Here is a 13,512-nt window from a genome sequence, read left to right as displayed (position 1 = left end):
CGCCCGTAAAGCAGTTGAGGCCGCCCCGCCCCGCCGGAGAAGATCACCCGCATGTTCTCGCGCAAGTCCCGCCGCCGGGGCGCCTCCCGCCCGCCCGCCTCCGCCGCGCTCCGGCCCGCCTGGGAGTCCCTGGACGCCGGTGACGTCCCCGGCGCCCTGCGCCATCTGCGCGACGCCTCCGGCGAGCCCCTCGCGGAGGTCGCCCTCGTGGTCGGCCGGGCCGCCGCGGCCGCCGGGTTCGACGACCTCGCGCAGGCAGCGACCGCCGTCGCCGCCGACCCCGGCGAGGCCCGCGCTCTGCACGCCTACGGCTACGCGTGCGTCGAACGCGGCGTCTCCCACCTGGCGATACCCGCCCTGCGTGAGGCCCTCCGCCTCGCGCCCGGCTCCCCGGCCGTCCTGCGCGAACTGGTCTCCGCCTACGAGGACGAGCAGCTCCACCGCGAGGCCGCCGACCTGCTCGCCGCCCACGAGAGCGGCTTCGCCGAGTGGCCCGACCGCTACCTCCTCGTCTTCAACGCCGTCCTCGCCGGTGACCTCGACCTGGCCCGCCGTCACCACGCCGTCCTGCCCGCCCCCGACGACGCGATGTGGCTGCCCGCCCGCGAGCGGCAGAACCGGGTCCTGCGCCGCGCCGAGAGCGCCGGGCACGCGAGCCCGCTGGACGGCACCGACCTGCGCGGCTGGCAGTACGTCCTCGGCGGCACCGTCCTCGGCACGCTCTCCCCGTACGGGTACGACGCCGGGATGACCGGACGGTTCGCGTTCCTCCAGGACACGCCCGACCTCTGCCTCCAGGGACTGCTGCGCCTGAAGGCCGTCCTCGACGCGGGCGGCCTGCGCCCCCGCTCGGTGTCCCTGCTGCCCGACCGCGGCAGCCGCGTCCTCGGCCTCGCCGCCGCGACCGTCCTCGACCTGCCCGCCGAGCCGTTCGCCGCGGGCCGCGAGGACACCGTCGTCGTCGCCCACGACCTCGACGCCACGCTCCACACCGACGGCGGCCCCGCCGTCCTCGACCAGCTCGTCGCCCGCACCCCCGGCCAGGTCCTCCACGCCCACGCGAGCTGCTGGACCGACCCGCCCTTCGTCACCCCCGACAGCGTCACCCTGCTCCACCAGTCCGTCGTGGCGCCCTGGGGCGAGGTACTGCGGCAGGCCGCCGACGGCGGTGTGGAACGCGGCGCGCCCGACGGGCGTCCCGAGGCGGAGATCGCCGCCGACATCGTGGCCGCCGACCCCACCCCCGACGAGGGCGACGGGCGGACGCCCGCCGACCCGGTGGAGCGGCTCACCGGCTTCGTCGAGGCCGTCCGCGGCACCTGGCTGCGCGGCGACCGCACCCGCGTGAAGTCCGCCGGACCGGTCCCCAGCGGCCGCTTCCGCTGACCCCGTCCCCGGCCCGCGACCCGTACGACCCGTAGGGGCCCGCAGGTCGTACGGGTCGTACGGGGCGTACGGGGCGTGCACGCGGCGGACATGCCCACGCCGCCGCCCGGGGGCCGCCGCGTCGCCTTCCGGCCACCCGGCCTTGCCACGCTGACCGAGTGTTGGCCAAGGCTTTTCCCGTCGCTCTCCGGACCGACCTCCGTCACTGCCAGGTGCTCGGCCTGGCCGGAACCGCCGTCCTCGCGCTCGGCGGGGAGACGGCCGGTGCGCTGCCCGCCCGCGACCTCCTCGCCCCGACCTCCGCGCACGCCGTCCTGGGCCTGGTCGGGGTCTACTTCGGGCTGGTGCTGCTCACCGCGGCCTGGGTCCTCCTGGGCCGCCTGGTGCGCGGCGGCGACCCGCCGACCCCGCGCGCCCTCACGCTGGTCCTCGCCGTGTGGGCGGCCCCGCTGCTGCTCGCCCCGCCGCTGTTCAGCCGGGACGTCTACAGCTATCTCGCGCAGGGCGCCATGGTCGACGCGCACATCGACGTGTACGCGCACGGCCCGTCCCGGCTCGGCGGCCCGCTCGCCGACGAGGTCGCCCCGCTGTGGCAGCACACCGGCGCCCCCTACGGGCCGGTCTTCCTCGCCGTCGCCGCCGCCCTGTCCGGCCTCACCCGCGGCGAACTGCCCGCCGGGCTCGCCGGGATGCGGGCCGTCGCGGTCGTCGGCGTGGCGCTGATGGCGGCGGCGCTGCCCCGGCTGGCCCGGCACTGCGGCGCCGACCCGGCCGCCGCGCTCTGGCTGGGCGCCCTCAACCCGCTGGTCCTGCTGCACCTGGTGGCCGGCGCCCACAACGACGCCCTCATGCTGGGCCTCCTCGGCGTCGGCCTGGTCGCCGCCCTCGGGGGCCGCCCGGCCCTCGGCGCCGCCCTGATCACCCTCGCCGCCCTCGTCAAGGCGCCCGCCGCCCTCGGCCTCGCCGCCGTCCTGGTCCTCCAGGCACGCGCCGGACGCCCCTGGCTTCCCGCCGTCCTCGGCACGGCCACCGTCTGCGCCGCCACCACGGTCACCGCGACCGCCGTGGCGGGCACCGGCTACGGCTGGACCGGCGCCCTCGACACCCCCGTCTCCGAACAGAACTGGGCCCTCACGAGCCTCCTCGGCCGCGCCACCGGCGCCGCCCTGGCGGCCCTCGGCAGCGACCTCGCCCCGCTCGCCGTCCCCGCCTGGCACCTCCTGGGCCTCGCCGTCACCGCCGTGCTCCTGGCCGCCATCTGGTGGCGGCTGCGCCCCCGCCCGGTGTACGCGCTCGGCCTGAGCCTCGCCGCCGTCGCCGCGTTCGGACCGGCCGTCCGCCCCTGGTACGCGCTGTGGGGCCTGTTCCTCATCGCCGCCGCCGCGCCCTCCGCCTCCGTACGGCACCGCACGGCGGCCGTCGCCGGGGTGCTCGCCCTGGCGGTGCTGCCCGACGGCGACCCCGCCGACACCGGACGCCTGCTGCTGGCGGTGTCCGGCGGCGCGCTCGCCGTCGTCGTCCTGGGGCAGACCCGCCTCGCCGCCCGGACCCCGGCCGTCCCCCCGGCGCGTCCGGCATGAGACGACCCGCCCTCCCGCGCACCGACGGCGGACGCCTGCTGCTGCTCCTCGCCCTGGCGACGGCCGTCACCGTGTTCACCGCCACGGTCCCGCTGCTGCGCGACTGGTTCGACCTGCGCGTCTACCACGGCACCGTCACCAGCTGGGTCCACGACGGCGGGCGCGTCTACGACTACCGGGTGCCCGGCACCCCGTACGGCTTCACCTACCCGCCGTTCGCGGCCGTCGTGATGCTGCCGATGGCGCTGGTCGGGACGCGCACCGCGATCGCGGTGGCCCTGCTGCTGAACCTGGCCGCGCTCGCCGTCTCCCTGCGCGTCCTGACCGGCCCGGCCTGGCGCCGGTACGGCTGGTACGGCGTCGGTCTCGCGGCCTGCGGTCTCGCCCTGTTCGAGCCGCTTCGCGACACCGTCAGCTTCGGCCAGGTCAACCTGGTGCTGCTCGCGCTGGTCCTGACGGACTGCGCGCTGCTGTCCGGCGGGCGGGCGGCCCGCTGGGCGGGCGTCGGCATCGGCCTGGCCGCGGCGATCAAGCTCACGCCCGCGCTCTTCATCGGCCTGCTCCTGGTCGCCGGACGGCGCCGCGCGGCGGTCCTCGCCACCGCGGTCGCTGTCGGCGCCACGGCCTGCGCCGCCCTGGTCGCCCCCGACGCCTCCCGCTTCTACTGGACGACCGCCCTGTGGGACACGGGCCGGGTGGGCCGCCTGGACTACGTCTCCAACCAGTCCCTCCAGGGCGTCCTGGCCCGGCTCGGCGTGGAGGGCCGCCCGGTCTGGGCGCTGCTGGCCGTGCTGGTGCTCGGCTGGTGGGCGTGGCGCGTCCGGCGGGCGGCGGAGGCGGGGAACCGGACGGCCGCGTTCGCGCTGACCGGGCTGACCGCGTGCCTGGTCAGCCCGGTCACCTGGGTCCACCACCTGGTGTGGCTGCTGCCGTCGTTCGCCGTCTTGGTCCGCGCCGGGCACGCCCGCGTCGCGGCGTGCCTGTACGCGGTCCTGTGCACCAGCGTCGTGTGGCTCTGGTACGACGACGCGTCCGGCGTCGGCGGCTTCCTCGGCGCCAACCTGTACACCTGGATCACCCTCGGCCTGCTGCTCAGCTTGCCGGTCGGTCAGAGCTCCGCGCGGCCCCCGGACCGGCGCCGCGCCCTGAGCCGCAGCGCGCAGACGACCGAGCCCGCGCCGAGCAGACCCGCGCCCGCCACCCAGCCCGCCCGCGCCCAGCCGCCCTCCGCCGTCGCCCCGTCGGCCGAGGCGACCGGGGACGCGGGGGCGGCCGGTGCGGGGGCACCGGCCGCGGCGGGCGCCGACGCGCTGGGCCGCGGCGCGGGGGCCGGGCGCACCCGCAGTCCGTCCAGCGACCCCACCGGGTCGACCTTCCCGGCGGCCGCGAACCCCCAGTCGAGCAGCGCGCGCGCCTCCTCGTAGACGGTGAGGCCGCCGCCCGCCTGCGGGTTCATGACGGTGACGACGAGGGTGCGCTCCCCGTGGCGGGCGGCGGCGACGAGGGTGTTGCCCGCGTGGCTGGTGTAGCCGTTCTTGATGCCGATCAGTCCGGGGTAGCGGCCGACGCCGTCGGCGCCGCTGAGCAGCCGGTTGGTGTTGGCGATGCCGTACGTCCCGCCGTCCCGGCCGGGGAACTGGGCCTCGACGGTGGCGCAGTAGCGGGCGAAGTCGGGGTCCTGCAGCCCGGCGCGCCCGAACACGGCGAGGTCGTAGGCGGAGGACACCTGGCCGGGGGCGTCGTAGCCGTCGGGGGAGCGCACATGGGTGTCGAGGGCGCCCAGGGAGCGGGCCTTGGCCTGCATGCGCTCGGCGGTGACGTCCCAGCCTCCGCCGAGGGACGCGAGCACGTGCACGGCGTCGTTGCCGGAGTTGAGGAACACCCCGCGCCACAGGTCGTCGACGCCGTAGGTGAGGCCCTCGGCGACGCCGACGAGGCTGCTGCCCGCGCCGATCCCGGCCAGCTCCTCCTCGGAGACGGTGTGCCGCAGACCGGCGGGCAGGGAGGGCAGCACGGTGAGGGCGAACAGCGTCTTGAGGGTGCTGGCGGGGGGCAGCCTGCGGTGGGCGTCCGCCGCGGCCAGCACCTCGCCGCTGTCGGCGTCGGCCACCACCCACGACAGCGCGGAGACGTCCGGGACGCCGGGAGCCCCGGCGCGCGGTCTGACCTGGGTGCCGGGGCGGTAGAGCCGGTCGGGCGGCGGTGCGGCGGCCCGCGGCCCGCGGTGCGTGCCCGGATCGGCGCCGGTGGCGGGCGCGGCGGCCGCGGTGAGGGTGAGGACGGGCGTGAGGGCCAGCACTCCGGCCGTGCAGAACGCGCAGGCCGACGCGACCACCCGAGAAGAGAATCCGATCTTCATATGATCAACGTAGGAATGAACCGGTCCGTCCCCGCGCTGCCCGTGCCGCACGACACCCCGCGAGCACCCGGATGCCGCACGTTCCCGGGCTCGGAACGGGGGCGGGGAGAGGAGGCCGGGGAGGGGGGGCGGCCTGCGCCGGGGAGATGTTCCGCCGACAGGCTCCGGCGACTGGCTCCGTAGACGGCCTCAGGCGCCCGGCAGGGTCGGGGCCACGCGCCGCAGGAAGGCCGCGTTGTCCGGCGTGGCCCGCAGCCGCTCCAGCAGTGTCTCCAGGCTGGCCCGGCCGTCCCCGGTCCGCAGCGCGCGGCGCAGTCCCCGTACGGCCGTCAACTCGGCCGGGGTGAGGAGGAGTTCCTCGCGGCGGGTGCCGGAGGCGTCGATGTCGAGGGCCGGGAAGACCCGGCGGGAGGCCGGTTCGCGGTCCAGCCGCAGCTCCATGTTGCCGGTGCCCTTCAGCTCCTCGAAGAAGAAGTCGTCGGCGCGCGACCCGGTCTCGACGAGCGCGGTGGCCAGGATCGTGAGGGAGCCGCCCTCCTCGGCGGCCCGCGCCGCGCCGAAGAACCGCTTGGGCCCGATCAGGGCCGTGGCGTCGACGCCGCCGCTGAGGGTGCGTCCGCCCGAGGGGGCGGCGTGGTTGTGGGCCCGGCACAGCCGGGTCAGCGAGTCGAGCAGGATCACGACGTCCTCGCCCGCCTCGACGAGCCGCTTGGCCCGCTCGACGACGAGGTCGGCGAGGGCGATGTGCTGCTTGGGCGTCCGGTCGAACGTGGAGGCGTACACCTCGCCGCGCACGGAGCGCCGCATGTCGGTGACCTCCTCGGGGCGTTCGTCGAGGAGCAGCACCATCAGCCGGGCGCCGGGGTGGTTCCCGGCGATCGCCGCGGCGATCTGCTGGAGCAGGACGGTCTTGCCGGTCTTGGGCGGGGCCACGATCAGCCCCCGTTGCCCCTTGCCGACCGGTGCGAGCAGGTCGGCGACCCGGCCCGCGAGTCCGGCCGCCGGGTGTTCGAGGCGCAGCCGCTCCCGCGGGTGCACCGGGGTGAGGTCGTGGAAGGCGCGCCGGTCGCGCAGCCCGCGCGGGGCGCGGCCGTCGACGCGGGTGACGTCGGCCAGCGCGCCCCGGGCGTCGACCTGCCCCTCGACGAGGTCGCCCTTGCGCAGACCGAGGCGGCGGACCAGCGCGGCCGGTACCTGCACGTCGGCGGGAGAGGGCAGGCAGGTCGCGGCCCGGAGGTGCCCCTTGCCGTGGCCGTCGGTGTCGAGGACTCCGGCGACGATCCGGGCCGGGGGCCGCTCCCGGACGGGCGGGTGTTCGAGTGTGGTGGTCATGGTGATCGTCCTTTCGGGACTGCCGGTTCGGAAACAGGCGAAGAGGGGGGGAGCCGCGAAGGGGAGGGGCCGTGACGGCACGCCTCGGGCGGCGGGAACGCAGCACCACGGGGGCGACGGCTGACGGCCGCTCACAGAGTCTGCGGAGGAACGTCCGCACCGGCCGGAACGCGGCGGGCGGATCGAGAGGTGAGGAGAGATGCAGCACCGGCGCCCACGGAGGGGCGTACACACGTGCTGTCCGGACAGTAGCACCCGTCATGGCGCCGTGGCCGTGGTGCCGACCGTTCGAGGGCGTCAACACGGGTGAGCGACCGGTTATTCCGTGACCGCGGAACGCCTGGTCCGTCCCGGTATGGCGCCCCGCGTCCCGGGCGCCGTGTCATAGGTTTGCAGCAGATGTCCCCAGACCATAACGATCCCGGACGACAAGGGACTTGGCCGCCATCGGTGCACTATCTTCACGTCATGTCCACGCCGCCCAAGCCTCCGCAGGAACCCGAGCAGCCGTCCGGGACGTCGGCTGCGCCGAGTGCGTATCCGTACCCGAATCCGCAGTCACCGGCCCCGGGCGGGCCGGGAGCGTTCCCCCCGGCGGCCGGTTCCGCACCGGGCCAGCAGAACTTCTACGCCACCCCGACCCTGGTCGGCGCGCCGGGACAGACCGGCGTCCCCGCCCAGCCGGGTCCGCACCCGTCCTACCCCTACGGCCAGCAGGCGCCGTACCCGCCCCCGCCGCCGCCCGGCGGCGGCACAGGCGCCGGGCGGGCCGTGCTGTGGGCGGCCGTCGGCGCGGTCGTCGCCTCCGCCGCGTGGGCGGCCGGGGTCTTCCTCATCGGCGTCAACACCGACCAGGCCGACCTGCGCGGCTACGCCGCCCCGGCGAACCTCTGCTCCAGCACCGACTACTCCTCCTTCGAGGGCGAGTACCCGGACACCGACGGCACACCGACCCACAACGCCCTCAAGGACCCGGCGCTCGACAGCAGTTCGTGCAGCATCAGCCTCAAGAAGACCGCGTCCAGCTACGCCGACGCCTACCTCACCAGCCAGGTCGACCTCCACCGGAAGACCGACCCGGGACCGGAGTTCACCGCCTCCTGGAAGAACTACGACGAGAGCCACACCGGTTACGACGTGGAGAGCGTCGACGACATCGGCGACGAGGCCTACCTCGTCAGCCAGGACACCACCAGCGGCACGTCCAGCGGCTCGATCTACGCCACCCTCGCGGTCCGCGACGGCTGGGCGACGTACACCATGACCTACAGCGCCTACCTCTCCTCGTACGACACCGACAAGGACCCGCCGAAGCTCGACGAGGTGACGGACTGGCTCAAGGCCGACGCCAAGACCACGATGGACGGGCTCAAGGACTGACCCCACCCGATCACCGCGACGGCGGCCGGCACGCACCCGCGTTCCGGCCGCCGTCTGCGTTGCCGGTGTTCCCGGTGTTCCCGGTGTTCTCTGTGTTCTCTGGGGTGTCGGCGTCTCAGCGGGAGCGCGCCTGCGCCTCCTCGGCGATCTGGTCGAACCGGGCGCCCATCGCCTCGGCCAGCGCCTGCGCCCCGGACAGCGGACGCACCATCACCGTCAGCCGGTCGATGCGGCCCTCCTCGTCGAGGTGGATGAAGTCGCAGCCCTCCAGGCGCCGTTCGCCCACCCGGGCGCTGAACACCAGCGCATGGTCGCGGCCCTCGCCGGACGCCAGCTCGGTCTCGTAGCGGAAGTCCTCGAACACCTGCGACACGGCGCGCAGGACGGCCGCCGTGATCGCGCGGCCCGGATAGGGCTTGAACGCGACCGGGCTGGTGAAGACGACGTCCTCGGCCAGCAGGGCCTCCACGGCGTCGAGGTCGCCGGCCTCCACCGCCTCACGGAATGCGCGCACGCGATCACCTCATACTCAACTTGTTGAATAGGTGCCGAGGACACTACCACCGGCTGTTACCGTGTCCCCATGTCGTTCAAGCACGCCGTGCTGGCCGCCCTGCTCGACGGCGAGGCCTCCGGCTACGAGCTGTCGAAGCTCTTCGACGCCTCCCTCGCCAACTTCTGGCCCGCCACCCCCCAGCAGCTCTACCGCGAGCTGGAACGCCTCACCCAGGACGGCCTGCTCTCCGCCCGGCTCGTACGGCAGGACCGCCGCCCCAACAAGCGGATGTTCACCCTCACCGACGCCGGACGCGCCCACCTGCGGGCCTTCGCCGACACTCCGCCGCGCCGCCCGACCGTCATCCGCGACGAACTCCTCGTCAAGATCCAGGCCATGGACGGCGGCGACCCCGCCCTCACCCGCGCGCAGGTCGAGGAGCGGATGGCGTGGTCGCGGGCCAAACTCGACCGCTACACGCGGATGCGCGACCGCCTCCTCGACGGCCGGACCGAGGAGGCGTACCTGAGCGCGGCCGACCGGATCGGCCCCTATCTGACCCTGATGGCCGGGATCGGGTTCGAGGAGGAGAACCAGCGCTGGTGCGCGCGCGTGCTCGCCCTCCTCGCCGACCGCACCGCCGTAGGCTGACCCGGATGTTCAGCCCCGAAGGACCCACGCTGCGCGAACTCGCCGTCCAGGCCCTGTCGTCCGTCGAGCACGGCTACGACCTGCTGGCCCCGAAGTTCGACCACACCCCCTTCCGCACCCCCGACTCCGTGCTCGACGCGGTCGCCGAGGCCCTGCGCGCCACCGGACCCCACGGCGACGGACTCGACCTGTGCTGCGGCACCGGCGCCGGGGTCGACGTCCTGACCGCCGTCTGCCGGGACAGCGTCACCGGGGTCGACTTCAGCGCGGGCATGCTCGACGTGGCGCGACGGCGGACGGAGTCCGCGCCGGTCCCGCACGGGTCCGGGGCGGGGGCGTCCGGCCCGCGGGTGTCGTGGGTGCGTGCCGACGCGCGGGACCTGCCGTTCGCGGCGGCCTTCGACCTCGTCGTCAGTTTCGGCGCGTTCGGCCACTTCCTGCCGCGGGAGCTGCCCGGCCTCTTCGCCGGGGTGCACGGGGCGCTGCGGCCGGGCGGGCGGTTCGTCTTCCCCGTCCTCGCGCCGCCCCGCCCGTCCACGTCCGCCTACTGGATGCTCCTCGGCTTCGACGCCGTGATGCGCGTGCGCAACGCGCTCTGGCGACCGCCGTTCGTCATGTACTACCGGGCCTTCCGGCTCGGCGAGGTGCGCCGCGAACTGGAACGCGCCGGGTTCGAGGTGGGGCTGCGCGCCCTGCCCGCGTTCGGGACCCGCGACGACGGCAGCCCGCGCGTCCGCCTGGTGGAGGCCCGGCGCGCGGACTGAACCGGACGCCTCCCGCCCGCCTCCCGCCCGCCTCCCGTCCGCCGCGCGGTCAGTCCGCCGCGGGCAGGGTGAACGTGTAGACCAGCGCGTCCCGACGGATGTCCACGACCAGGTCGGTGATCTCCAACGGCCGCGCGTACTGGTCGTGCACCCGGCGGGTGAGCCGGATCGAGGGGGCGCCGTCGGGGCGGGTGATGGAGTCCTGGTGGTGCAGACTCAGCCCCGCCCGGCGCATCCAGTCGTAGGCCCGCCGCAGTTGCGGCGAGGAGACGGTCGCGGTCCGGTCCCGGTAGCGGGCCAGCTCGCCGACCTCCGCCAGAGCCACCGCCGAGAACGAGGTGAGGGCGGTGCGCTGGGCCCGGCCGTCGGCCCCCGCCGACTCGTAGCGGTGCACCAACGTCGGCCGGTGCGGGGCCAGTTCGAGCGCCTCGGCGTGCTCGGGCGGGGGCGGCTCCCAGCTCAGGGTGGCCCGGTCCACCGCGCTGGTGTCGTCGGGGGGACGGGCGCCCACCGGGAAGGCGAGCCAGTCCGGCGCGGCGACCGGGGCGCCCGGCAGCACGGCGTGGCTGCCGCGCCGGTCGGTGGCGACCAGCCCGTCCCGCCGCAGCACCTCCAGCGCCTGCCGGACGGTGACTCTGCTGACGCCGAAGTGCTCCGCCAACTGCCGTTCGCCGGGCAGCCGTTCGCCGGGCGGGATGGTGCCGTCACGCAGTTCGCCGAGCAACTCCTTCGCTATCCGCCAGTAGATGGGGTGATCGTGGGCGATGGTGCGGGCCATGCCGCGCGCCTCCTGGGGGTGACGTGCCGTGCGGGTTCGTGCGCCACCAGATCTAGCATTGGTCTAAACCACAGGGGAAGGGCGGCCGTCCCGATCGGCCGAAACCGCACCGCCGCCGATCCGGCCGCACCCCGCACCCGCCCCCGGAGGCGCGCTGCCGGGCCCGCGCCCCGGAGGCCGCCCACCCCTCCGACCGGCCCGTCCGTCTGTCCGTGACGCCGCCCCGCCGTCCGGCGTACCTCTGTCCGAAAGCCCGTGGGTGACCCGCCGGAGCGGACCCGGACCTCTCGGCCGGAAGGTCTCCCCACGCCGCAGCGCCCGACCGCTCCGATCCGCTCCGAGCTGCCCCGGCCCGCTCCGATCCGCCCCGAGCCCTACGCCTTCCCCTTGCTCCACTCCGGCCCCGTCCGGGCCCACTCGCGGTCCCATTCGCCCAGGCGGTGGCGGAGGGCGACGCGGCGGACGGCCGCGTGGCCGAGCAGGATCGCGGCGGCGGTGCCGCCCGCCGTGGCGCAGCCCAGGGTGAGCGTGTGCTGCCACACGGCCGCGTCGCCCGGCGGAGCCGGAACGCCGCGGCCCCGCGCGTCCAGCCAGATCCGCACCGTGTCGCCCGGCCGCGTCCCCGCGGGGACCCCGGCGCGCGTGGTGTGCGTCGTGCCCCGGTCGTCGGTCCAGCGGACGTCCACCCGGTAGAGCCGCACCTGGCCGCCGTCGGCGGTCGGCATGGTGCCCGCCGGAGGGCGGCCCACCACCTCGGCGGTCACGGGGTGGCGCTCCGCCCGCAGGCCGGCCGCGACCGACCGCGCGTCGTCATGCGCCCACAGACCGGCGAGCGCCCCCGCGAGGGGCGCTCCGGTCAGCACCAGCACGGCGACGACCAGCAGTGTCCACATCTCCACGACGTCGCAGCGGCGCCGCAGGGGATTGCGCCGCCAGCGCCAGCCGCGCACCCGACCTCGCATGTCGACCCCCTCGCCGTCACCCGGGCGGTCACCCGCGTGGAGGAGATGCCTCGTACACGGAGAATCGTTCCACCAGGGGGCCGGTCCGGCATCCCCACGGCTCCGGCACCGGCCCGCGGGGCCGTCCGGCGGACCGTCGGGGGGCGGGCCGGGGTCAGCCGAAGCGTTCGACGCGGATGCGGTGCACCGGCTGCCCGGCCGCCACCAGCAGCCGCGACGCGTGCTCCGCGAACCCGTTGGACCCGCACACGTACGCCTCCCAGCCGCCCGCCGCCTCCGGGGCCGCCGCGAGCAGCGGCGCCAGATGATCGGCCGACAGCCGCCCCACGGGCTCCCCTCGGGGCGCGCGGCGGGTGAAGACCGGCGTGGTCTCGGCGCCGTACTCGCGGGCGTAGATCAGCTCCTCAGGGGTGCGAGCCGACACCAGCAGCCGCAGCGGCACCGTGAGGGAGCGGGCCCGGTGGTGGCGGACCATCGACATCAGCGGGACGACCCCCGAGCCCGCGCCCAGCAGCAGCGCGGGCCGGTCGCCGGGCCAGGCGAAGAAGCCGCTGAGCGGGCCGCGCACCTCCACGGTGTCGCCGGGCCGGGCCACGGTGTGGAACCAGCCGGACACCTCGCCGCCCGCCACGTGGTCCAGGGTCAGTTCCACGTGCCCGGTGTCGTCGGGCGGCGACGCGATCGAGTAGTGCCGCTGCGCCACGTACCCGTCGGCGGCGGTCAGCCGCAGCATCAGGTGCTGGCCGGGCAGGTGGCCCGCCCACCGCGGCACCGCGAGTCGGAAGGTGGCCGCGCGCGGCGTCTCGCGGCGGACGCCGGTGAGGACGGCCGTCTGCCAGACGGCCGCCGCCCGGTCGCTCACCTCGACGCGCCCCGGCACGGCGAACCGGGTCGGCGGCACGAAGGGCGCCGCCGACGGCCCCGCGGACGTCACGGTCTCAGTCACCGGCGTACCTCTGCTCCTCCCACGGGTTGCCCCGCGCGTGGTAGCCGTTGCGCTCCCAGAACCCCGGTTCGTCGTGGTCGAGGAGGCGCAGCCCCGCGATCCACTTGGCGCTCTTCCAGAAGTACAGGTGCGGCACCAACAGCCGTGCCGGGCCGCCGTGTTCGGCGGTGAGCGGCGCCCCGTCGTGGGTGAACGCGATCCACGCCCGCCCGCCCGTGAGATCGGCCAGCGGCAGGTTCGTCGTGTATCCGGTGTGCGCGTACGCCACCACGTGCGTCGCCGTCGGCAGCGGACCGGCCGCCGCCAGGAACACGTCCAGCGGCACGCCCCCGAACCGTGTCCCGAACCGCGACCAGCCCGTCACGCAGTGGATGTCCCCCGCGTACTCCGAGAACGGCAGCGCGTGCGCCTGCTCCCAGTCCCAGACGCGGGGCGTGTCCACCAGCCCGTCGACGCGGAACGACCAGTCGGCGGGGGCCAGGTCGGGGGTGACCTCGGCGGACAGGACGGGCCAGTCGTCGCGCGCGTCGTACTGCCCCGGCGGCAGCCCCGGATCGAAGGCGCGCGGGCGGCCGGTGAAACCCCGCGTGACGGGCGGGCCCGGCGGCACGGGCGGTGCGAGGGGCGTGACGGGCGTGGCGTTCATGCGGTTCCAGCGGGAGAAGAGGGGAGAGGACAGGCGGGGAGGCGGCGGACGTTGCGCGTTCAACCGTAGCGCCGGGCCGCGGATGCCCCCGCCCGGGGGCGGCCCGGCATCGTTAAGGCCGTATGAACACTCCCGCGCACCGTTCCGACCGGGGAATACCGGCCGCAGGATCTCCCTTGGACGTGTCGTTCCGGGCCTTGCGGTCCGGTGGCAGCGAAGGAGAGTGGGAGCA

The 13,512-nt window shown here is 75.7% G+C and carries 12 protein-coding genes and 1 pseudogene; 6 read left to right on the top strand and 7 right to left on the bottom strand.

What is annotated here, in order from left to right:
* Positions 1 to 51 precede the first annotated feature (51 nt).
* From ACIQPQ_RS10345 to ACIQPQ_RS10335, 3 genes are all read left to right on the top strand, one after another.
* Complete coding sequence (locus ACIQPQ_RS10345; protein ID WP_401302298.1) at positions 52 to 1,386, top strand: hypothetical protein; 1,335 nt, start codon at positions 52 to 54, stop codon at positions 1,384 to 1,386.
* Between the two features lie 158 nt (positions 1,387 to 1,544).
* Positions 1,545 to 2,966 (top strand): polyprenol phosphomannose-dependent alpha 1,6 mannosyltransferase MptB, encoded by a 1,422-nt coding sequence (gene mptB, locus ACIQPQ_RS10340; protein WP_401302297.1) that lies wholly within the window; start codon positions 1,545 to 1,547, stop codon positions 2,964 to 2,966.
* Positions 2,963 to 4,390, top strand: a complete 1,428-nt coding sequence (locus ACIQPQ_RS10335) for a glycosyltransferase 87 family protein (protein ID WP_401302295.1) — start codon at positions 2,963 to 2,965, stop codon at positions 4,388 to 4,390. Before mptB ends, ACIQPQ_RS10335 begins: the two co-directional genes overlap by 4 nt.
* Positions 4,391 to 4,425: 35 nt before the next feature.
* Here the strand turns inward: ACIQPQ_RS10335 and ACIQPQ_RS10330 are convergent.
* Positions 4,426 to 5,325, bottom strand: a pseudogene (locus tag ACIQPQ_RS10330) (D-alanyl-D-alanine carboxypeptidase family protein); the annotation flags it as partial.
* Positions 5,326 to 5,514: 189 nt separating this feature from the next.
* Positions 5,515 to 6,657, bottom strand: a complete 1,143-nt coding sequence (rho, locus tag ACIQPQ_RS10325) for a transcription termination factor Rho (protein WP_401302294.1) — start codon at positions 6,655 to 6,657, stop codon at positions 5,515 to 5,517.
* 468 nt (positions 6,658 to 7,125) lie between these two features.
* Between rho and ACIQPQ_RS10320 the strand changes: the two genes are divergently transcribed.
* Entirely contained in the window at positions 7,126 to 8,037 is a 912-nt protein-coding gene (locus tag ACIQPQ_RS10320; protein WP_401302292.1) for a hypothetical protein, read from the top strand.
* A gap of 115 nt (positions 8,038 to 8,152) precedes the next feature.
* Here ACIQPQ_RS10320 and ACIQPQ_RS10315 read toward each other — a convergent pair whose 3' ends face one another.
* Entirely contained in the window at positions 8,153 to 8,551 is a 399-nt protein-coding gene (locus tag ACIQPQ_RS10315; RefSeq protein ID WP_401302290.1) for a nuclear transport factor 2 family protein, read from the bottom strand.
* 69 nt (positions 8,552 to 8,620) lie between these two features.
* Here ACIQPQ_RS10315 and ACIQPQ_RS10310 point away from each other — a divergent pair, with 69 nt between their 5' ends.
* Positions 8,621 to 9,184 (top strand): PadR family transcriptional regulator, encoded by a 564-nt coding sequence (locus ACIQPQ_RS10310; protein ID WP_383772965.1) that lies wholly within the window; start codon positions 8,621 to 8,623, stop codon positions 9,182 to 9,184.
* Positions 9,185 to 9,189: 5 nt separating this feature from the next.
* Entirely contained in the window at positions 9,190 to 9,948 is a 759-nt protein-coding gene (locus tag ACIQPQ_RS10305; RefSeq protein WP_401302288.1) for a class I SAM-dependent methyltransferase, read from the top strand.
* A 49-nt stretch (positions 9,949 to 9,997) separates the two neighbouring features.
* On the opposite strand, the gene ACIQPQ_RS10300 is transcribed toward ACIQPQ_RS10305, so the two are convergent.
* The 4 genes from ACIQPQ_RS10300 to ACIQPQ_RS10285 form a co-directional block, all read right to left on the bottom strand.
* Positions 9,998 to 10,726 carry a GntR family transcriptional regulator gene (locus ACIQPQ_RS10300; RefSeq protein ID WP_383772969.1) on the bottom strand — a complete coding sequence of 243 codons (729 nt, stop codon included), beginning with the start codon at positions 10,724 to 10,726 and terminating at the stop codon, positions 9,998 to 10,000.
* Between the two features lie 374 nt (positions 10,727 to 11,100).
* A complete protein-coding gene (locus tag ACIQPQ_RS10295; RefSeq protein ID WP_401302286.1) occupies positions 11,101 to 11,688 on the bottom strand; it encodes a hypothetical protein in 588 nt (195 codons plus the stop codon).
* Between the two features lie 154 nt (positions 11,689 to 11,842).
* Positions 11,843 to 12,634, bottom strand: a complete 792-nt coding sequence (locus ACIQPQ_RS10290; protein WP_401302285.1) for a ferredoxin reductase — start codon at positions 12,632 to 12,634, stop codon at positions 11,843 to 11,845.
* Positions 12,627 to 13,280, bottom strand: a complete 654-nt coding sequence (locus ACIQPQ_RS10285; RefSeq protein WP_401302283.1) for a sulfite oxidase-like oxidoreductase — start codon at positions 13,278 to 13,280, stop codon at positions 12,627 to 12,629. The genes ACIQPQ_RS10290 and ACIQPQ_RS10285 overlap by 8 nt, the downstream gene beginning before the upstream one ends.
* Positions 13,281 to 13,512: the final 232 nt, after the last annotated feature.

It is taken from the genome of Streptomyces sp. NPDC091281 (assembly GCF_044757425.1).
Taxonomy (GTDB): domain Bacteria; phylum Actinomycetota; class Actinomycetes; order Streptomycetales; family Streptomycetaceae; genus Streptomyces.
This window is presented reverse-complemented; position numbering and strand designations above follow the sequence as displayed.